Origin of the sequence: Pseudomonas fortuita, from assembly GCF_026898135.2 — a bacterium.
Classification (GTDB): Bacteria; Pseudomonadota; Gammaproteobacteria; order Pseudomonadales; family Pseudomonadaceae; genus Aquipseudomonas; species Aquipseudomonas fortuita.
In genome coordinates, this window is record NZ_CP114035.2 from 5,308,758 (window position 1) to 5,328,218 (window position 19,461).

Genomic DNA, 19,461 nt, shown 5'->3' on the forward strand with positions numbered 1-19,461 from the left:
TTTGAGACAAACTCATTAAATTTGAGATGAACCCAAGATTTTTTCATGATCATGCTGATGTCTCATTCAGAGCACCACCCTGCGCATCCGGACATGACCCCGCCCGCCTTGTGCCGCACAATGCCACCCTGACCACACCAGGTGCCCGGCCACATGAGCCTGCTGAAAACCGCGCTGCGCGAACAGAACTTCGTCTGCGTCATGGAGTTCGTCCCCAAGCCTTCCACAGAACGCTTCGCCGCCATGGAAGCGATCATGGCCCGTGCGCACCTGTGCGGCTGGCCGATGACCGTGGCCATCGGCGATCGCGTCGGCAGCCCGCTGGACATGTCGCCGCTGGACGCCCTCGCCGCTTTCAGCAACCCGGTACCTGCCTTGCCGCACTTTTCCGGCAAGGACCGCGAGCGTCACCACCTGCTCGCCCAACTGCAGCGTATGGACGCCGCGGGCCTCGACCAGCTGTTGCTGCTGACCGGCGACCGCCTGCCCGGCCACGAGCCCGGCCAACGCCCCGTACGCTACCTGGAATCGGTCGCCGCCCTGCAGCTCGCCCGCCAGGCTTGCCCGCACTGGCTGCTGGGCGCTGCCCTGAACCCGTTCAAGTACTGTGAGGAAGAAGGCGGCGCCCAGTATTTCAAGGCCGAGAAAAAGCTGGCAGCGGGGGCCGACTTCCTCACGCTGCAACTGGGCTTCGACGCCGCCAAGCATCAGGAAGCCATGCACTGGATGCGCCGCCAGCCCACGCCCCTGCCCATGCTGGCCTGCCTCATGAGCCTTACCCACGGGCGTGCGGCCATGCTCGACCACGTGGCCGGCGTCACTGTCACCCCGTCCATGCGTGACATGCTCGAAGCGGAGACCGCGCAGTCCAAGGTGTTTGCCCAGGCGCGCAGTGTTGACCGCCTGGCCTTGCAGATCATCGGTGTAAAGCTGATGGGTTACGCCGGTGTGCACCTGTCAGGGGTTCACGAACTCAAACAGCTGCTGGCTCTGGAAGCCCGTATCGAGCACTGGCAAACCCAGGTCCACACGCTGGAGCAGTGGGCGCCCGCCTGGCAGGCCAGTTGGCAGATGCCCGGGCTGCCGGCGGTGATCTTCCATCCGCCGCAAGCGGCCTGGCGGCAGGGCGAATCGCGGGTCGATGCCTCCTTCAAAGAGAAAGCACGCTATCACCTGATGCACGGCATGCATTCGCTGCTGTTCAGCCGCCGCAATGGCTTGAGCAAGGCATTTGGCTGGGCGGTTCGCCGGCCGCTGTGGGCTACGCGCGTTGGTGCTCAGGTGTTGCACAAAGTGGAACGTGCGGTGAAACGGCCATGGGTGGGTTGCGATACGTGCGGCCGCTGCCGTCTGGAAGACACGCTGTACGTCTGCCCGGAAACCTGCCCCAAGGGCTTGGCCAACGGCCCTTGCGGCGGTACCGCACTGAACCGCTGCGAGTTCGGCGACCGCGAGTGCATCCACAGCGTCAAGTACCGCACCGCCAAGGCAGTGCGGCAGACCGCTGTGCTGACCGAGCGCCTGATCCCGTGCATCGAGGTTGAAACCCGCCACCGCAGCTCGTGGCCGCAGTGGTTCCAGGCCGCAACGCCGCGGCGGGTCAGCCCGCAGCCAGCGCCTCGAAGCCAGCCCGAATCATAGCCTCGGGCAGTTCATCGGCGATGAACACCATCACGCTCTCACGGGTTTCACCCTCGGCCCACTGGGCGTCCCAGTCAAAGCCGTAGAGCTTGAGCACGCCCTGGAAGACCAGCTTGCGGTCTTCACCGGCGATGTTCAGCACGCCCTTGTAGCGCAGCAGCTGTTTGCCATGAGTTTCCAGCAGCTCGTTCATGAAACCGCTGAGGCGGTCGATATCCAGCGCGGTTTCCGTGCGCAGCACCAGCGTCGAGATCCTGTCCGGCGTGGCGGGCTTGAGCACCGGGCGAAGCGCCGGTTTCAGGTTTGCGCCCAGGTCAGGGTTGAGGTTGAAACCACGCACATCCAGTAGCTCAGCCAGGTCGATGCGGCCGTGTTCGACGACACCGATGGCGGCCCGGCCATTGATGCGCGCCAGGCGCTCGCGCAGAGCCTGCACCGCAGCCGGTTCAGCCAGGTCGGTCTTGCTCAGCAGCAGGCGATCGGCAAAGCCGACCTGGGCCTGGGCGATGGTCTGGGTCAGGTGCAGTTCGGCATGAACCGCATCGACCAGGGTGATGATGCCGTCAAGGATATAGCGCTCACGCAGCTCCTCGTCGATGAAAAAGGTTTGCGCCACAGGCGCCGGGTCGGCCAGGCCGGTGCATTCGATGACCAGGCGCTCGAAGGCGATCTCGCCTGCGTCCAGGCGTTCGAGCAGCAGGTACAAGGCGCGTGTGAGGTCGCCGTGGATGCTGCAGCACACGCAGCCATTGGCCAGGGTCATCACCTGCACCGGCTCGTCGCCCAGCAGCTGGCTGTCGATGCCGGCCTCGCTGAATTCGTTTTCGATCACGGCAATCTTCAGGCCGTGCTCGGCCTTGAGCATGTGCTTGAGCAAGGTGGTCTTGCCAGCACCAAGGAAACCTGTGAGTACGGTTACGGGAATAGGCGTCTGCACGCAGAACATCTCCTGTGCGGAAAAAACAGTGGCCTCATCGCCGGCAAGCCAGCTCCCACAGGTACTGCACAGACTTGTGGCCTATGGAGTACCTGTGGGAGCTGGCGTGCCGGCGATGAGGCCGGACAGGTCAACGCTTAGGGTTCAACAGCATTTGGGCCCGGACTTGCCGCCGTAACGGGCTTCCTGGCGTTCGCGGAAGAACGCCTCGTAGCTCATCACCGGCTTGTCCGGATGCGTCTTCTGCATGTGTTCGACATAGTTGTCGTAGTCGGGCATACCGACCATCAGGCGGGCTGCCTGCCCCAGGTATTTTCCCAGTCGACCCAAGTCGTTGAACATGATTGCAGTCCTCTCGATTACGCGTCAGGCAGGGCCTGGAACGGGGTTTCCTTGTCGCTGCGCTCCTTGCGGCCCCAGGCGGCGTAGCCGACCTTGATGGCGAAGAACAGGATGCTGAAGACCACCAGCAGGAATAGAATCGTCAGGCCCGCGTTGGTGTAGGCGTTGAAGATCACGTGCTGCATCTGCCCGATGTCCTTGGCCGGGGCCAGTACCTGGCCGGCGTCCAGCGCCGTGCTGTACTTCTTGGCCAGGGCCAGGAAGCCAACGGCCGGGTTCGGGTCGAACAGCTTGATCAGGCCTGCGGCAGTGGTGCAGATCAGCAGCCACACGGCCGGCACCAAGGTGACCCAGATGTAACGCTGACGCTTCATCTTGATCAGCACCACAGTACCGAGCATCAAGGCGATACCGGCCAGCATCTGGTTGGAGATGCCAAACAGCGGCCACAAGGTGTTGATGCCACCCAGCGGGTCGATCACGCCCTGGTACAGCAGATAACCCCACATTGCCACGCAACCCGCGGTGGCAAGCAGGTTGGCCCCCCACGACTCGGTGCGTTTGAGCGCCGGCACGAAGCTGCCAAGCAGGTCCTGCAGCATGAAGCGCCCGGCACGGGTACCGGCGTCCACCGCCGTGAGGATGAACAGCGCCTCGAACAGGATCGCAAAGTGGTACCAGAACGCCATGGTGTTCTCACCTGGCAACACCTGGTGCAGGATCTGCGCGATACCGACCGCCAGGGTTGGCGCACCGCCGGCACGGGCCAGGATGGTGTGCTCGCCGATGTCACGGGCGACGGCTTCGAGCTGCTCGGGGGTGATCAGGAAGCCCCAGCTGCTGACCGTCTGCGCCACCGAGGCAACGTCTGCGCCCACCACGGCGGCCGGGCTGTTCATGGCGAAGTACACGCCCGGCTCGATCACAGACGCGGCGACCATGGCCATGATGGCAACGAACGATTCCATCAGCATGCCGCCGTAACCGATGTAGCGGGCGTTGGTTTCGTTGTCCAGCAGCTTGGGCGTGGTCCCCGAAGAGATCAGCGCGTGGAAGCCGGACACCGCACCACAGGCAATGGTGATGAACAGGAACGGGAACAGGGTGCCCTTCCATACCGGGCCAGTGCCGTCGGTGAACTGGGTCAGCGCGGGCATTTTCAGCTCGGGCGCGATGATCAGGATACCGATGGCCAGACCAACGATGGTGCCGATCTTGAGGAAGGTCGACAGGTAGTCACGCGGCGCCAGCACCAGCCACACCGGCAGCACTGCGGCGACGAAGCCGTAGCCCACCAGCATCCAGGTAATCTGCACGCCGGTGAAGGTGAACGCCGGGCCCCAGACCGGATCCGCAGCAATTACGCCGCCCAGCCAGATCGAGGCCAGCAGCAGTACCACGCCAACGACCGAGATCTCGCCAATGCGGCCCGGACGGATATAGCGCATGTAGATGCCCATGAACATCGCGATCGGGATGGTCGCCATGACGGTGAACATGCCCCACGGGCTCTCGGCCAGGGCCTTGACCACGATCAGCGCCAGCACCGCGAGGATGATGATCATGATCAGGAAGCAGCCGAACAGGGCGATGGTGCCCGGAATGCGGCCCATCTCCTCGCGCACCATGTCGCCCAGCGAACGGCCGTTGCGGCGGGTGGACAGGAACAGGACCATGAAGTCCTGCACCGCACCGGCCAGCACCACGCCGGCGATCAGCCACAGCGTGCCGGGCAGGTAGCCCATTTGCGCGGCGAGCACCGGGCCGACCAAGGGGCCTGCGCCGGCGATGGCAGCGAAGTGGTGACCGAAAAGAATGTGTTTGTTGGTCGGGACGTAGTCCAGGCCGTCGTTGTTGAGCACCGCAGGGGTAGCACGGCGCGGGTCCAGTTGCATCACCTTGGTAGCGATGAACAGGCTGTAGTAACGGTAGGCAACCAGGTAGATGGCCACTGCCGCGACCACGATCCACAAGGCGTTGATTGCCTCACCGCGACGCAGGGCGACCACACCCAGCGCGCAGGCCCCTATGACTGCCAGCGCCAGCCACGGAATGTGGCGTAGCAGGCTATTATTGTTGTTCATGGTTAGCTTCCAGCTGGTGGATTGGAAAGACCGCCCACCGAGTCTAGGGCGAGTCATCGCGCATTGCCACACTTGCTTTGGTCTAGAGCCTCTGCGGCCAGATTGCGGTACCTGATGCACGTAGCATTTTAACTATAGTCAGGATGTCACTTTAGGACCTACCCGAGGATCCATGCCATGAGCGATCACGACGAACGCCGCCGCTTCCTGCGTATCCCGTTCGACGCCCCGACCAGGCTGTGCCAGGGCGAACGTTGCTGGGAGGTGAAACTGCTCGACCTGTCCCTCAAAGGCCTGCTGGTCGAAAGCCCGCAACCCTGGGATCCCGACCTGAGCCAGGACTTCGAAGCCTACATTGTGCTCAACGACGAAGTGACCGAGGTGCAGATGCAGGTCGAACTGCGCCACGAAGAACCGAACCGACTGGGCTTCATCTGCTTGTACATCGACATTGATTCGATGAGCCATTTGCACCGTCTTGTGGAATTGAACGGGGCTGACAGCACCAGAATGATGCGTGAGCTGCGCGAACTCATCGAATAATGAAATCTTTTAGCTAGCTAATAGCCTTCCCGCGTTGTGTTTCCTGTCTACCCAGACAGCTTTAAGGCTGGGTAGCTGCACTTTGTACACACCCCTCTAATACAGCATTTGATGAGTTGGTACGCCTTCTGCATTGGGTTTTCGCACATCCGGAGGCCGCCGATGTGCGCGCTCCGATCAAAATATTGTATACAATTCTAGTGGCAATCATTTGCAGGAACTGTCTACAGTAGCGACACAAAAATAAACAGAGAGCCTGCTCCATGACTACGTCCCCTAGCACGTCTCCCGCCAAGCGCCCCGAGGACGAAAACCTCGGCCTTGGTGCCAACCTGGCCTACGGTCTGCAACATGTGCTGACCATGTACGGAGGGATTGTCGCGGTACCCCTGATCCTGGGGCAGGCCGCAGGCCTCAACGGCGCCGAGATCGGCATGCTGATTGCCGCCTCGCTGTTTGCCGGTGGCCTGGCCACCCTGCTGCAAACCCTCGGCCTGCCGTTCTTCGGCTGCCAGTTGCCGCTGGTGCAGGGCGTGTCGTTTGCCGGTGTGGCGACCATGGGTGCCATCCTCAGCAGCGAGGGCGGCGGTGGCCTGCCCGGTGTGCTCGGCGCAGTCATGGCAGCATCGCTGATCGGCTTTCTGATCACCCCGGTGTTCTCGCGCATCACCAAGTTCTTCCCGCCGCTGGTGACCGGCATCGTCATCACCACCATCGGCCTGACGCTGATGCCGGTCGCCGCTCGTTGGGTGATGGGCGGCAACAGCGCTTCGCCGGAATTTGGCAGCGTGGCCAACATCGGCCTGGCGGGGCTGACCTTTGCCATCGTGCTGCTGCTGAGCAAGCTGGGCAGCGCGACCATCTCGCGCCTGTCGATCCTGCTGGCCATGGTGTTCGGCACCCTCATCGCCTGGGCGCTGGGCATGACCGACTTCAGCAAGGTCGCCGAAGGCCCGATGTTCGCCTTCCCCACGCCGTTCCACTTCGGTATGCCGGAATTCCACATCGCCGCGATCCTGTCGATGTGCATCGTGATCATGGTAACCCTGGTGGAAACCTCGGCCGACATCCTCGCCGTGGGTGAGATCATCGAGACCAAGGTCGACTCCAAACGCCTGGGCAACGGCCTGCGCGCCGACATGGCATCGAGCATCCTGGCGCCGATCTTCGGCTCGTTTACCCAGAGCGCGTTCGCCCAGAACGTTGGCCTGGTGGCCGTGACCGGGGTCAAGAGCCGTTACGTGGTGGCCACGGGTGGCGTGATTCTGGTGGTACTCGGCCTTCTGCCGGTCATGGGCCGGGTGATTGCGGCAGTACCGACCCCGGTACTGGGCGGCGCGGGCATCGTGCTGTTCGGCACCGTGGCGGCCAGCGGTATCCGCACCCTGTCCAAGGTCAGCTACAAGAACAACGTCAACCTGATCATCGTCGCGGCTTCGCTGGGCTTCGGCATGATCCCGATCGCCGCACCAACCTTCTACCACCACTTCCCGAACTGGTTCGAGACCATCTTCCACTCGGGCATCAGCTCGGCGGCAATCATGGCCATCCTGCTGAACCTGATATTCAACCACTTCACCACCGGCAACTCGGAAAACCAGTCCGTGTTCGCTGCAGCTTACGAACGCACCATCCAGTACTCCGACATTTCCGCGCTGCGTGATGGCGACTACTTCAAGGATGGCAAGCTGTTCGATGCCGAAGGCAACGAAGTGCCGATGCTGGAGCTGGACGAGCACGGCAACCAGACGGTCAGGCGCGAGGCAGTTGCCGAGCATTGACCGCTGACTGAGCGGTGAGAGGGGGCCGACGCGCATCGTCGGCCCCTTTTTCGTTTGACTGTACTGGCCCTATCGCCGGCAAGCCAGCTCCCACAGGTACTGCACAGGACCTGGAAACTGTTGTCCTGTGGGAGCTGGCTTGCCGGCGATAGGGCCGGGCCTGACTACGGATTACTCGAACAATGCATCCAGGGCCTGTTCCAGGCGGGTGACGGCAATTACCTGCAGCCCCGCCGGCGCCTCTTTCGGCGCATTGCCCTTGGGCACGATCGCCCGCTTGAAGCCATGCTTGGCCGCTTCCTTCAACCGCTCCTGCCCGCTAGGCACCGGCCGCACCTCGCCCGACAGGCCGATCTCGCCAAACACCAGCAGCCCATGGGCCAGTGGCCGGTTACGCAAGCTGGACATCACTGCCGCCAGAAGCGCCAGGTCCGACGCCGTTTCCAGCACCTTGACCCCGCCTACCACATTTAAGAACACGTCCTGATCGTGGGTGGGAATACCGCCGTGGCGGTGCAGCACCGCCAGCAACATGGCCAGGCGGTTCTGGTCCAGGCCCAGGGTTACCCGGCGCGGGTTGGCCAAGTGGCTGTCGTCGACCAGCGCCTGTACCTCGACCAGCATTGGCCGGGTGCCTTCCCAAGTCGCCATCACCACACTGCCCGGTACTTCTTCCTGGGTACGGTTAAGGAAGATCGCCGACGGGTTGGACACCTCTTTCAGGCCCCGGTCGGTCATGCCGAACACGCCCAGTTCGTTGACCGCACCAAAGCGGTTTTTCACCGCTCGCAACAAGCGCAGGCGGCCGTCGGACTCACCTTCGAAATACAGCACGGTATCGACCATGTGCTCCAGTACCCGTGGGCCGGCCAGCGAGCCTTCCTTGGTCACGTGGCCGACCAGGAAGATCGCCGTGCCGCTCTGCTTGGCGTAACGCACCAGTAGCGCCGTGCTCTCGCGCACCTGGGCTACCCCGCCAGGAGCCGACTGCAACTGCTCGGTGAAAATAGTCTGGATCGAGTCGATCACCATTACCCGAGGCTTCTCGACCCGCGCGGTGGCGATAATGGTTTCAATACAGGTTTCGGTCATGACCTTGAGCTTGTCCTGGGGCAAGCCCAGGCGCCGCGAGCGCATGGCCACTTGCTGCTGCGACTCTTCACCCGTGACGTACAGCGCCGGCATGCCCGAGGCAATGTTGCACAAGGTCTGCAGCAGGATGGTCGATTTGCCGATGCCTGGGTCGCCACCAATCAGCACCACCGAGCCATCCACCAGGCCACCGCCCAACACGCGGTCCAGTTCGGTGCTGCTGGTGGTGAAGCGCGGGATTTCCTCAACGCTGACTTCGGCCAGGGTCTTGATCTGCGCTTGCTGGCCGGTCCAGCCGGCGCGGCCGCTGCTGGGCGCAGCCGCACCACCGCTTTCGATCATGGTTTCGACCAGCGTGTTCCAGGCTCCGCATTCGCCACACTGGCCGGCCCATTTGGGGAAGGTCGCGCCGCACTCGGTGCAGCCATACAAGCGCTTGGCCTTGGCCATGGGTGGGGTCTCCTGGAAAAAACCGCCATCATAGCCGAGCAGGACGTGTCTCGAACGCTTCGGGATGCGACAAAACTATTCGTTCTAAGCGCAGTCAGTAGCCCTGAACACAACGCATGAAGCGTTTTAGTGGCTTACACTGCGTTAACCTTACCTTTTGTTACAAGGAACCAAACATGGGCATGATCAGTGAGTTCAAGGCCTTCGCGGTCAAAGGCAATGTCGTCGACATGGCGGTCGGTATCATCATCGGCGCGGCCTTCGGCAAGATCGTCTCGTCCTTCGTCGGCGACGTGGTCATGCCGCCACTGGGCCTGTTGATCGGGGGGGTGGACTTCAGCGACCTGGCCATTACCCTGAAGGCTGCCGACGGTGACATTCCGGCAGTGGTGCTGGCCTATGGCAAGTTCATCCAGACCGTGATCGACTTCCTGATCGTTGCCTTTGCCATCTTCATGGGGGTGAAGGCGATCAACAGGCTCAAGCGCGAAGAAGCCGTGGCACCGACTGCGCCGCCGGTGCCTTCTGCTGAAGAGACGCTGCTGACCGAAATTCGCGATTTGCTCAAGACGCAGAACCAGAATCGGTTGCCTTGAGGTTGCTGGGGCCGCTTTGCGGCCCCAATAGCATTACCAATAGTTTTCTACCGCCACCTGCCCCGGCCGCTTGCTCAGGCTCAGCTGCAAGTCACGCGCCTTCAGCACCTTGCGAGTTTCATCGATCATCTCCGGGTTACCGCACAGCATCACCCGCGAATGCTCGGGCGACAGCTCCAACCCCGCCGCCTGCTCCAGCTCGCCATTCTCGATCAGCGTGGTAATCCGCTGATTCAAAGCCCCGGGGTGCTGCTCACGGGTCACCACCGGAATGAACTGCAGCTTGCCGGCATACTCAGCCAGATAGTCGCGCTGCTCCAGCCCCGCGATTTCATCCACGTAGGCCAGCTCTTTCGCTTCACGCACCGAATACACCAGCTTGATGCTGTCAAAACGCTCCCAGGCTTCGAAGTCCTGCAGGATCGACATGAATGGCGCAATACCGGTGCCGGTCGCCAGCAGCCACAGGTCGCGCCCGCCCACGAAGCGGTCAAGGGTAAGGAAACCGAAGGCCTGGCGGTCGATCAGCAAGGTATCACCCGCCCCCAGCCGGCTCAGCTCACTGGTGAACTCCCCCCCTGGCACCACGATGGAGAAGAAGTCGAGGTGCTCGTCATGGGGTGCGCTGACCATTGAGTAGGCGCGCCACACCACGCTGCCATCGGCCTTGGTCACACCAAGGCGGGCGAACTGTCCGGAACGGAAGCGGAACCCCGCATCGCGCGTAACCCGCAGGCTGAAGAGGTTCGGCGTGAGCGGCTGAACATCGAGCAGGGTCTGGCGGGTGAACTTTTCGGCGCTAGCGGTCATATCGGGCTCCAGGGTTGACGTGCGCACAGTGTCGCGCAAAGTGGCGCGGATAAAAACCACTGCTTTGTAGGGCCTCACACAACCGGATCGTGCCGAATTTGCAGAAACCCCTAAGCGCTATAACAAAAAATTCCCAACGCCATGGTAGGTCTTTTCCTACAATAAGCCGGGTACCCAAATGGATTGGATCCGACGCACCCGAGGAATTTCTGATGCTTCACTGGAATCCCGAACACCTTCAAGCGTTCGTCAACGAACGCAGCCCACGGAAGCTGTTCGACATCGCGGTACATCTGGCGCAAGACCTGGACATGGAGTACCTCGGGCTGAACATGCGCATCCAGATCGCCACGCAGACACCCAGGGTGTACCTCTACAGCAACTACCCGGCGGAGTGGATCGAGCGCTACCAGCGCGATGAGTTCTACAAACAGGACCCGGCCGCCAGCGTCAGCCACAGTTCGACCATGCCGGTGCTGTGGACCGACGAACTGTATCGTGAGGCCCCGCAGTTTCGCGAAGCGGCCTGCCAGTACGGCTTGCGTCATGGCTGGACGCAATCACTGCACGACCTGCAGCACAATGAAAGCCAGATCAGCGTGGCCAGACCAGCCCAATCAATCGACATCGTGGAGCTGTACGACAAGGCCGGCAGCGTATAGTGGCTGTGCCATACCCTGCATGCCGTACTCGGCGAACACCACCTGAGCGCACTGTGCCCACCGCAACCTAAAATGAGCGAGCGTGAACTGGAAGTACTGAAATGGTCGGCCGCTGGCAAGACCGCAGCCGACGTGGCTTGCATCCTGTCACTGTCGCAGAGCACCGTGAACTTCCATATCCGCAGCGTGATCACCAAGACCAATGCCGCCAACAAGGCCGGCGCCATCGCCATCGCTGCCCTGCGTGGCTGGATCTGACCTTCAGACCTGCGACCTTGGGCAAAGCCCTGTAGAATTGCCCGGCAAAGCCCGGGGCGAACCGCAACGGGCAGTTTCATACCCGAGCCAGACGCCATGCCCCTGTTGACCACCCCCTACGCCGAACTCGACCTGATCCGCCAGCCGGAACAGGCCAACGACCCGCTGCAGGCGTTCGACGCCGCCGACGAGTACCTGCTTGCGCAGTTGCACGCACAGGCACCCGACGCCAACTGCCGGGTACTGGTGCTCAATGACAGCTTCGGTGCCCTGGCCGCCAGCCTGGCGGGCCGGCTGCAGGTGGTCAGCAGCGGCGATTCTCACCTGGCGCACCTTGCCCTGGAAAAGAACCTGGCGCGCAACGGTTTGCCGTTCGACAGCGTGCCCTTCGTACCGGCCAGCGAACACTGGAATGGCACGTTCGACCGGGTGCTGGTGCGCGTGCCCAAGACACTGGCCCTGCTTGAAGAACAACTGATCCGCCTGCAGGGCCACCTGGCGCCAGGCGCGCAGGTGATTGCCGGGGCGATGATCAAGCACTTGCCACACGCAGCCGGCGACCTGATGGAAAAGTACATCGGCCCGGTGCAAGCCTCGCTGGCGCAGAAAAAGGCTCGCCTGCTGACCGCGACGCTGGCCGAACGGCCGGCCGCAAGCTCGCCCTACCCGAGCCGCTACCGCCTCGACGCGCCTGCGCTGGAGCTGGTCAACCACGCCAACGTGTTCTGCCGTGAAGGCCTGGATATCGGCACCCGGGCATTCCTGCCACACCTCCCACGCGACTTGGGCAACGCACGGGTGGCGGACCTTGGCTGCGGCAATGGCGTGCTGGCAATTGCCAGCGCACTGACCAACCCCGATGCCCAGTACACGCTAGTCGACGAATCGTACATGGCGGTGCAATCGGCGCAGGAAAACTGGCAAGCCGCGTTGGGCGAGCGCCCGGCGACTTTCATTGCAGCCGATGGGTTGGCAGGGGTGGAGAAGCAGTCGCTCGATGTAGTGCTGTGCAACCCGCCGTTCCACCAGCAGCAGGTGGTGGGCGATTTCCTTGCCTGGCGCATGTTCCAGCAGGCGCGCGAAGCGCTGGTGGTGGGTGGGGCGTTGTATATCGTGGGTAACCGCCACCTGGGCTATCACAGCAAGCTGGCGCGGTTGTTCCGAGGGGTGGAGCAGGTGGCGGCGACGCCCAAGTTCGTCATCCTGAAAGCCCGCAAGTAAGCCCCTGCGGGCATCCTGTGGGAGGTTGCCCAGCCCTTGGGCTGCGCTGTCACGCAGAGAACACCGGTCATTGTGGGCGTGGGCTTGTCCCGCGAAGGGGGCCGCGCGGTGCATGGCACCGGCTTTGCCGGTGTTCGCGGGGCAAGCCCGCTCCCACAGATGTCCCCGTTGTTCTCAATGGGTGGTCAATCCTGCTGCTCCCATGAAAAGCCGCATCACCCACGCTGCCACCCCCAGGGCCGCAACGCTCATTGCCCAGATCAGCACCAGCCAACCCAGTCGCTGCCACAGCGGTTTCTTCTCTTCCAGGCCATGTTTGCCGGTCATCATGCGGCCCTCCTAGTGATAGCCGTCTTCATGGGTCACCTTGCCGCGGAACACGTAGTAGCTCCAGAAGGTGTACATGAGGATGAACGGCAGGATAAACAGCGTGCCCACCAGCATGAAGCCCTGGCTTTGCGGTGGCGCTGCAGCATCCCAGATCGAAATCGACGGCGGGATGATGTTCGGCCACAGGCTGATACCCAGCCCGCTGTAGCCGAGGAAGATCAGCACCAGGGTGAGCAGGAACGGCGTGTAGTGCGCATTGCGCGCCACCGCCTTGAGCAGCCCGTAGAACGTCACCAGTACCAGCAGCGGCACCGGCATGAACCAGATCAGGTTAGGCATGCTGAACCAGCGGTCGGCGATCTGTGGATAAGCGATGGGTGTCCACAGGCTGACGATACCGATCACTACCAGCAATACCAGCGCCAGCGGCCGTGCAAGATCGTGCATCTTCTGTTGCAGCGACCCTTCGGTCTTCATGATCAGCCAGGTGCACCCTAACAGCGTGTAGGCAACGATCAGTCCCACGCCACAGAACAGGCTGAACGGGGTGAGCCAGTCGAGGGTACCACCGGCAAAATGCCGGTCGACCACTTTGAAGCCTTCGAGGAAGGCGCCCAGGGCCACGCCCTGGAAGAAGGTAGCGACCAGTGAGCCCCAGATGAACGCCTTGTCCCAGATATGCCGCTTGTCGGACGTGGCCTTGAAGCGGAACTCGAAGGCAACACCGCGGAAGATCAAGCCAATCAGCATCAGGATCAGTGGCAGGTACAATGCTTCGAGTATCACTGCATAGGCCATCGGGAACGCCCCGAACAGCCCGGCACCGCCCAGGACCAGCCAGGTTTCGTTGCCGTCCCATACCGGGGCGACGGTGTTCATCATCACATCACGGTCCTGCTCGCCCTTGACGAAGGGGAAAAGCATGCCGATCCCCAGGTCGAAACCGTCCATCACCACGTACATCATGACGCCGAAGATGATGATTACGGCCCAGATCAGCGGAAGGTCGATACCCATGGCTCAGTCCTCCTTGCTCAGGCTGGCAGTCTTGGCCTCATGGCCATCATCGGCGGCAGACAGCGGCCGCGCGGGCGTGCGCTTCTGGCCAGGTCCGCCCGGTGTAGGCGCGTCGCCTTCTCCAGTCTGCGGGCCCTTGCGCACCAGGCGCATCATGTAGCCAAGCCCGGTGCCGAACAGGGCGAAATACACCACCACAAAGGCCACCAACGTGAAACCAAGCTGGGCGTAGCTGTGATTCGACACACCGTCCGCCGTACGCATCAGGCCATACACCACCCACGGTTGGCGGCCGATCTCGGTGGTGAACCAGCCGGCGAGCAATGCGATCAGCCCGGAGGGCCCCATCCATAGCGCCATATACAGGAACGGGCGGGAGGTATAGAGCGTGCCGCGCTTGCGTAGCCACAGGCTCCACAGGCCAACGAAGATCATCAGGAAGCCGAGCCCGACCATGATCCGGAACGACCAGAAGACGATGGTGGAGTTGGGCCGGTCCTCGGGTGGAAACTCCTTCATCGCCGGCACCTGCTTGTCCAGGCTGTGGGTCAGGATCAGGCTGCCGAGCGCCGGGATCTCCACCTTGAAGCGCGTGGTCTCGGCCTTCATGTCGGGGATACCGAACAGGATCAACGGGGTCGGCTCGCCAGGTACATTCTCCCAATGCCCTTCGATCGCCGCGATTTTCACCGGCTGATGCTTGAGCGTATTGAGGCCGTGGAAGTCGCCGATCACCGCCTGGACCGGAGCCACGATCAACGCCATCCACATGGCCATCGAGAGCATTTTGCGCACAGCCGGGTTGTCACGCCCACGCAGCAGGTGCCAGGCCGCCGAGGCGCCGACGAAAAAGGCTGTGGAAACGAACGCGGCCGTGGCCATGTGCATCAGTCGGTAGGGGAACGATGGGTTGAACACCACTGCAAACCAGTCCACCGGCACCACCCGGCCATCGATGATCTCGTGGCCTTGGGGGGTTTGCATCCAGCTGTTGGAAGCGAGGATCCAGAACGTGGAGACCAGCGTGCCGAGCGCCACCATGCACGTGGAGAAAAAATGCAGGCCGCGGCCCACACGGTTCCAGCCAAACAGCATGACGCCAAGGAAACCCGCCTCGAGGAAGAAGGCGGTCAGTACTTCATAGGTCAGCAGCGGTCCGGTCACGGCGCCGGCAAACTCGGAGAAACGGCTCCAGTTGGTGCCGAACTGGTAGGCCATGACCAGGCCAGAGACGACGCCCATGCCGAAGTTGACGGCGAAGATCTTCGACCAGAAGTGATAGAGGTCGCGGTAGACCTGCTGGTGGGTGCGCAGCCATAGCCCTTCGAGGACTGCCAGGTAGCTGGCCAGGCCAATGGTGATGGCCGGGAACAGGATGTGGAACGACACGGTAAAGGCAAACTGCATTCGGGCGAGCTCTAAGGCCTCTATTCCGAACATGGTGCTTCCTCTTCAGATAATCCGGCGTCCGGGCTTGTGGCCCCGTCGCCCACTGCCCCCACGGTAGTCGAGTGCGGCGCGTTGGAATTGTTCTGTTCGATCGTGGGGATTCCGGCCCGCAGGCCAATTCGTTCGTCGGTTGTTGCAAAAGCAACGGTTGACCCAGATCAACGAATGCCTAGAAGCATAGTCCCGAATAGGCCGGCGAGCCGTGTGGTTGTTTGTCGCGTGACCCGTTGCCCCACCCTCTTTCATACAGCGTGAAAAAGTGCCGATCCGGGCAAACAGTAACCACTTGTTACAAACAGGTGATACGCTGCGCACCCCCTCTACTGCGCCGAGGCCCTTGGTTTCCGATGTCCGATTCCGCACCGCAGTTGTTGCGTCACCACCGTCCCTTCCTGGCCTTCTGGCTGGCCCGTGTATTCACCGCCAGCGGCTTTCAGATGCTCACCGTGGCCATTGGTTGGCACCTCTACCAGTTGACCGGCAATGTGCTGGACCTGGGGCTGGTCGGCCTGGTCGAGTTCGCCCCGCGTGTGCTGTTCATGCTGCACACCGGGCATGTGGCTGACCGCTATGACCGGCGCAAGGTCGCTGCCCTGTGCCAGAGCCTGCAGGGGCTGATTGCCCTGGCACTGGCCGTAGGCAGCGCCACCGACAACGTCACCCGCGAGTTGATCTTCGCCCTCGCCTTCCTGCTCGGCGCCACGCGCTCGTTCGAAATGCCGGCAACCCAGGCGCTGTTACCCAACGTGGTGCCGCCCGGCCTGTTCCCTCGGGCAGTAGCAGCGTCGGCGTCGGCGACCCAGTCGGCAACCATCGTGGCGCCGGCGGTGGGCGGCTTCCTGTATGCCTTTGGCAGCCTCTGGGTGTATGGCCCCACCGTGGCCCTGTACGCCATCGCCTGCGTGCTCACCCTGAGCCTGCAGGCACGCGGCCAGGTCGTGCAGCGCGGGCGCGCCAGCATCGAATCACTGCTGGCCGGCATCCGCTTCATCCGCAGCCGGCCCGATATTCTCGGCGCCATTTCGCTGGACCTGTTCGCTGTATTGCTGGGTGGGGCCACCGCGCTGCTGCCGGTGTTCGCCAAGGACATCCTGTTGACCGGCCCGCTGGGCCTGGGCCTGCTGCGCTCGGCACCGGCGGTGGGGGCGTTGTGCATGTCGCTGTGGCTGGCACGCTTCCCGTTCGAGCGCAACGTCGGGCGGACCATGTTTACCGCTGTCGGCGTGTTCGGCGTGGCCACCATCGCCTTCGGCCTGTCGACCTCGTTCTGGTTCTCGCTGGCGGTACTGGTGGTGCTAGGCGCGGCGGACATGATCAGCATGGTCATTCGCAGTTCGTTCGTGCAGCTGGAGACACCAGATGAAATGCGTGGCCGGGTAAGCGCGGTGAACGGGTTGTTCATTGGTGCCTCGAACCAGCTCGGCGAGTTCGAATCCGGGGTGACGGCGCACTGGTTTGGCACAGTGCCGGCAGTGGTGATGGGCGGGGTGGGCACGCTGGTGGTGACCGGGGTGTGGATTAAAATGTTCCCGACACTGGCCAAGCGGGACCGGTTGCATAACGGTTGATCAGTTGCCTGTGCCGGCCTCTTCGCGGGACAAGCCCGCTCCCACAGGGCCGGTACCGGCTATGGAAACCCATTCCCCAACGGCCATAGGCCCCCGCCAAGCATGCTGGTATGATGCGCGGCTTTTTTCCTCCCCACACAAAACCACGGCAACCGGTACGGTCTGTGCTTTGCTGATGGGGTCGATACATTCATGGCGCCGGGGGCGCCTTGGGGAGCGGGCATGCTGGAAAGGCTGTTTCAACTAAAAGCACACAACACCAACGTGCGCACCGAGATTCTCGCGGGCGTCACCACCTTCCTGGCGATGGCCTACATCCTGTTCGTCAACCCGAGCATCCTCGGCGAGACCGGCATGGACAAGGGCGCGATCTTCGTCGCCACCTGCCTGGCAGCGGCCATCGGCTCCACCACCATGGGCCTGATTGCCAACTACCCGATCGCCCTGGCGCCGGGCATGGGCCTGAACGCGTTCTTCACCTACACCGTGGTGCTGCACATGGGCCACACCTGGCAAGTCGCGCTGGGCGCGGTGTTCCTGTCGGCGGTGATGTTCTTCCTGCTGTCGATCTTCCGCATCCGCGAGTGGATCGTTAACAGCATCCCGCTGCCGCTGCGCTCGGCCATCGCTGCTGGTATTGGTTTGTTCCTGGCGCTGATCGCCTTGCATAACGCGGGCATCGTCGTCGATAACCCAGCCACCTTGGTGGGCATGGGCGACCTCAAGCAGCCCTCGGTGATTCTTGCCACGCTGGGCTTCTTCCTGATCGTCGGCCTTGAGTCGCTGAAAGTGCGCGGCGCGGTGTTGATCGGCATCCTGGCCGTCACCGTCGCGTCGATCGCAATGGGTGTGACGCCGTTCGGCGGGGTCGTGTCGATGCCCCCTTCGCTGGCACCCACCTTCCTGCAGCTGGACATCGCCGGTGCCCTCGATGTGGGCCTGATCAGCGTGATCTTCGCGTTCCTGTTCGTTGACCTGTTCGACAACTCCGGCACCCTGATCGCCGTGGCCAAGCGCGCCGGCCTGATGGGCAAGGACGGCCACATGCCGAAGATGGGCCGCGCCCTGATCGCCGACAGCACCGCCGCCATGGCCGGTTCCCTGCTGGGGACCTCGACCACCACCAGCTATATCGAGTCCGCTGCGGGCGTGAGCGCCGGTGGCCGCACCGGCCTGACCGCCATCGTGGTTGCCGTGCTGTTCCTGCTGGCGTTGTTCTTCGCTCCGCTGGCCGGTAGCGTGCCGGCGTTCGCCACCGCACCGGCGCTGCTGTTCGTCGCGGTGCTGATGGCCTCGGGCCTGGCAGAAATAAACTGGGACGACGTCACCGAAGCCGCGCCGGTGGTAGTGACCGCCCTGGCCATGCCGCTGACCTACTCGATCGCCAACGGTATCGCCTTCGGCTTCATCTCCTGGACCGCCGTCAAGCTGATCTCCGGCCGCCACCGCGACCTGAATCCGGCCTTGGTGATCCTTTCCATCCTGTTCGTCATCAAGCTGGGCTGGTTCAACGCATGAGTGCTGCTTTCGACCCCTCCTCCTACGCCACCCAGCTGGACGCCAAGGTGGCCCGGCTACGCGAGCTGCTGGCGCCCTTCGGTGCGCCGGAACCCGCAGTTTTCGACTCGCCGCGCGAGCACTACCGCCTGCGCGCCGAGTTCCGCCTGTGGCGCGAGGACGGCCAGCGCCACTACGCCATGTTCGCCCCGGGCGACAAGCACAAGGCGATTCTGATCGACGATTTCCCCATTGCCAGCGAGCGCATCAATGCACTGATGCCGCGCCTGAAGGCGGCTTGGCAAGCCAGTGAGGAACTGGGCAATCGCCTGTTCCAGGTGGAGTTCCTCACCACCCTGGCCGGCGATGCGATGATCACGATGTGTTACCACCGCCCGCTGGACGAGGCCTGGGAAGCGCAAGCGCGGCAACTGGCCGAAGCGCTGGGTGTGAGCGTGATTGGGCGCTCCAAGGGCAAGCGCCTGGTGATCGGCCGCGACCACGCGGTGGAAAAACTCTACGTGGCCGGCCGTGTGTTCAGCTATCGCCAGCCGGAAGGTGCGTTCACCCAGCCCAACGGCGCGGTGAACCAGAAAATGCTGAGCTGGGCCTACGAGGCCATTGGCGAGCGCCAGGACGATTTGCTGGAACTGTACTGCGGCAACGGCAACTTCACCCTGCCACTGGCCACCCGCGTGCGTCAGGTCCTGGCGACCGAAATCAGCAAGACCTCGGTCAATGCTGCGCTCAGCAACCTCGAAGAGAACGCTGTGGATAACGTGCGACTGGTGCGTTTGTCGGCAGAAGAGCTGACCCAGGCGCTGAATGAGGTGCGGCCGTTCCGTCGTCTGGAAGGCATCGACCTGAAGAGCTACGCGTTCGGTACGGTGTTCGTCGACCCGCCGCGGGCAGGGATGGACCCGGACACCTGCGAGCTGACCCGGCGTTTCGAGCGGATTCTGTACATCTCGTGCAACCCGGAAACCCTGGCGGCGAACATCGCCCAGTTGCAGGACACCCACCGCATCGAGCGCTGTGCGCTGTTTGACCAGTTCCCCTATACCCACCACATGGAGAGTGGGGTGTTGCTGGTTCGGCGTTAAAGCATTCGCGGGGCAAGCCCGCCCCCACAGGACAGTGCAGTACCTGTGGGAGCGGGTTTGCCCCGCGAATGGGCCGCAAA

The 19,461-nt window shown here is 62.8% G+C and carries 16 protein-coding genes and 1 pseudogene; 9 read left to right on the forward strand and 8 right to left on the reverse strand.

Annotated features, from left to right (window positions below; translation table 11 throughout):
- The first annotated feature begins 153 nt into the window (after positions 1 to 153).
- Entirely contained in the window at positions 154 to 1,641 is a 1,488-nt protein-coding gene (locus OZ911_RS24350; protein WP_023047382.1) for a methylenetetrahydrofolate reductase C-terminal domain-containing protein, read from the forward strand.
- Here the strand turns inward: OZ911_RS24350 and yjiA are convergent.
- The 3 genes from yjiA to OZ911_RS24365 form a co-directional block, all read right to left on the reverse strand.
- Positions 1,601 to 2,578 (reverse strand): GTPase, encoded by a 978-nt coding sequence (gene yjiA, locus OZ911_RS24355; protein WP_031311797.1) that lies wholly within the window; start codon positions 2,576 to 2,578, stop codon positions 1,601 to 1,603. The genes OZ911_RS24350 and yjiA overlap by 41 nt on opposite strands.
- Before the next feature lie 144 nt (positions 2,579 to 2,722).
- The gene (locus OZ911_RS24360; protein ID WP_003251633.1) at positions 2,723 to 2,920 is read right to left on the reverse strand and encodes a YbdD/YjiX family protein; all 198 of its coding nucleotides are present in this window, start codon (positions 2,918 to 2,920) and stop codon (positions 2,723 to 2,725) included.
- Between the two features lie 17 nt (positions 2,921 to 2,937).
- Positions 2,938 to 5,004: a carbon starvation CstA family protein gene (locus OZ911_RS24365; RefSeq protein ID WP_016489096.1), complete on the reverse strand. Its 2,067-nt coding sequence runs from the start codon at positions 5,002 to 5,004 to the stop codon at positions 2,938 to 2,940.
- A 177-nt stretch (positions 5,005 to 5,181) separates the two neighbouring features.
- Between OZ911_RS24365 and OZ911_RS24370 the strand changes: the two genes are divergently transcribed.
- Positions 5,182 to 5,547 (forward strand): PilZ domain-containing protein, encoded by a 366-nt coding sequence (locus OZ911_RS24370; protein WP_023047384.1) that lies wholly within the window; start codon positions 5,182 to 5,184, stop codon positions 5,545 to 5,547.
- A 263-nt stretch (positions 5,548 to 5,810) separates the two neighbouring features.
- The gene (locus OZ911_RS24375) at positions 5,811 to 7,328 is read left to right on the forward strand and encodes a nucleobase:cation symporter-2 family protein (RefSeq protein ID WP_016489098.1); all 1,518 of its coding nucleotides are present in this window, start codon (positions 5,811 to 5,813) and stop codon (positions 7,326 to 7,328) included.
- Between the two features lie 171 nt (positions 7,329 to 7,499).
- Here the strand turns inward: OZ911_RS24375 and radA are convergent, their stop codons facing one another.
- Positions 7,500 to 8,870, reverse strand: a complete 1,371-nt coding sequence (gene radA / locus OZ911_RS24380) for a DNA repair protein RadA (protein WP_016489099.1) — start codon at positions 8,868 to 8,870, stop codon at positions 7,500 to 7,502.
- A gap of 176 nt (positions 8,871 to 9,046) precedes the next feature.
- On the opposite strand from radA, the gene mscL reads away from it, so the two are divergent.
- Positions 9,047 to 9,466, forward strand: coding sequence for a large-conductance mechanosensitive channel protein MscL (gene mscL, locus OZ911_RS24385; protein WP_016489100.1), 420 nt, complete (start codon positions 9,047 to 9,049; stop codon positions 9,464 to 9,466).
- Between the two features lie 33 nt (positions 9,467 to 9,499).
- Here mscL and OZ911_RS24390 read toward each other — a convergent pair whose 3' ends face one another.
- Positions 9,500 to 10,276: a ferredoxin--NADP reductase gene (locus OZ911_RS24390; protein WP_024718028.1), complete on the reverse strand. Its 777-nt coding sequence runs from the start codon at positions 10,274 to 10,276 to the stop codon at positions 9,500 to 9,502.
- 212 nt (positions 10,277 to 10,488) lie between these two features.
- On the opposite strand from OZ911_RS24390, the pseudogene OZ911_RS24395 reads away from it, so the two are divergent.
- Together OZ911_RS24395 and OZ911_RS24400 are read left to right on the forward strand one after the other, a co-directional pair.
- Positions 10,489 to 11,196: pseudogene (locus OZ911_RS24395) on the forward strand (autoinducer binding domain-containing protein).
- Positions 11,197 to 11,292: 96 nt separating this feature from the next.
- Positions 11,293 to 12,417: a methyltransferase gene (locus OZ911_RS24400; protein ID WP_023047385.1), complete on the forward strand. Its 1,125-nt coding sequence runs from the start codon at positions 11,293 to 11,295 to the stop codon at positions 12,415 to 12,417.
- A 174-nt stretch (positions 12,418 to 12,591) separates the two neighbouring features.
- Here OZ911_RS24400 and OZ911_RS24405 read toward each other — a convergent pair whose 3' ends face one another.
- From OZ911_RS24405 to OZ911_RS24415, 3 genes are read right to left on the reverse strand one after another with little or no spacing between them, the layout of a single operon-like run.
- On the reverse strand, positions 12,592 to 12,747 hold the full coding sequence (locus OZ911_RS24405) for a DUF2474 domain-containing protein (RefSeq protein ID WP_016489104.1): 156 nt from the start codon (positions 12,745 to 12,747) through the stop codon (positions 12,592 to 12,594).
- Between the two features lie 9 nt (positions 12,748 to 12,756).
- Positions 12,757 to 13,764 (reverse strand): cytochrome d ubiquinol oxidase subunit II, encoded by a 1,008-nt coding sequence (cydB, locus tag OZ911_RS24410; protein ID WP_016489105.1) that lies wholly within the window; start codon positions 13,762 to 13,764, stop codon positions 12,757 to 12,759.
- A 3-nt stretch (positions 13,765 to 13,767) separates the two neighbouring features.
- Positions 13,768 to 15,204 carry a cytochrome ubiquinol oxidase subunit I gene (locus OZ911_RS24415; protein WP_016489106.1) on the reverse strand — a complete coding sequence of 479 codons (1,437 nt, stop codon included), beginning with the start codon at positions 15,202 to 15,204 and terminating at the stop codon, positions 13,768 to 13,770.
- A gap of 356 nt (positions 15,205 to 15,560) precedes the next feature.
- Between OZ911_RS24415 and OZ911_RS24420 the strand changes: the two genes are divergently transcribed.
- The 3 genes from OZ911_RS24420 (at position 15,561) to trmA (ending at position 19,381) form a co-directional block, all read left to right on the forward strand.
- Complete coding sequence (locus OZ911_RS24420; RefSeq protein ID WP_016489107.1) at positions 15,561 to 16,781, forward strand: MFS transporter; 1,221 nt, start codon at positions 15,561 to 15,563, stop codon at positions 16,779 to 16,781.
- Positions 16,782 to 17,003: 222 nt separating this feature from the next.
- Positions 17,004 to 18,299, forward strand: coding sequence for an NCS2 family permease (locus OZ911_RS24425; RefSeq protein ID WP_016489108.1), 1,296 nt, complete (start codon positions 17,004 to 17,006; stop codon positions 18,297 to 18,299).
- A complete protein-coding gene (trmA, locus tag OZ911_RS24430) occupies positions 18,296 to 19,381 on the forward strand; it encodes a tRNA (uridine(54)-C5)-methyltransferase TrmA (RefSeq protein ID WP_268968494.1) in 1,086 nt (361 codons plus the stop codon). The genes OZ911_RS24425 and trmA overlap by 4 nt, the downstream gene beginning before the upstream one ends.
- Positions 19,382 to 19,461 lie beyond the last annotated feature (80 nt).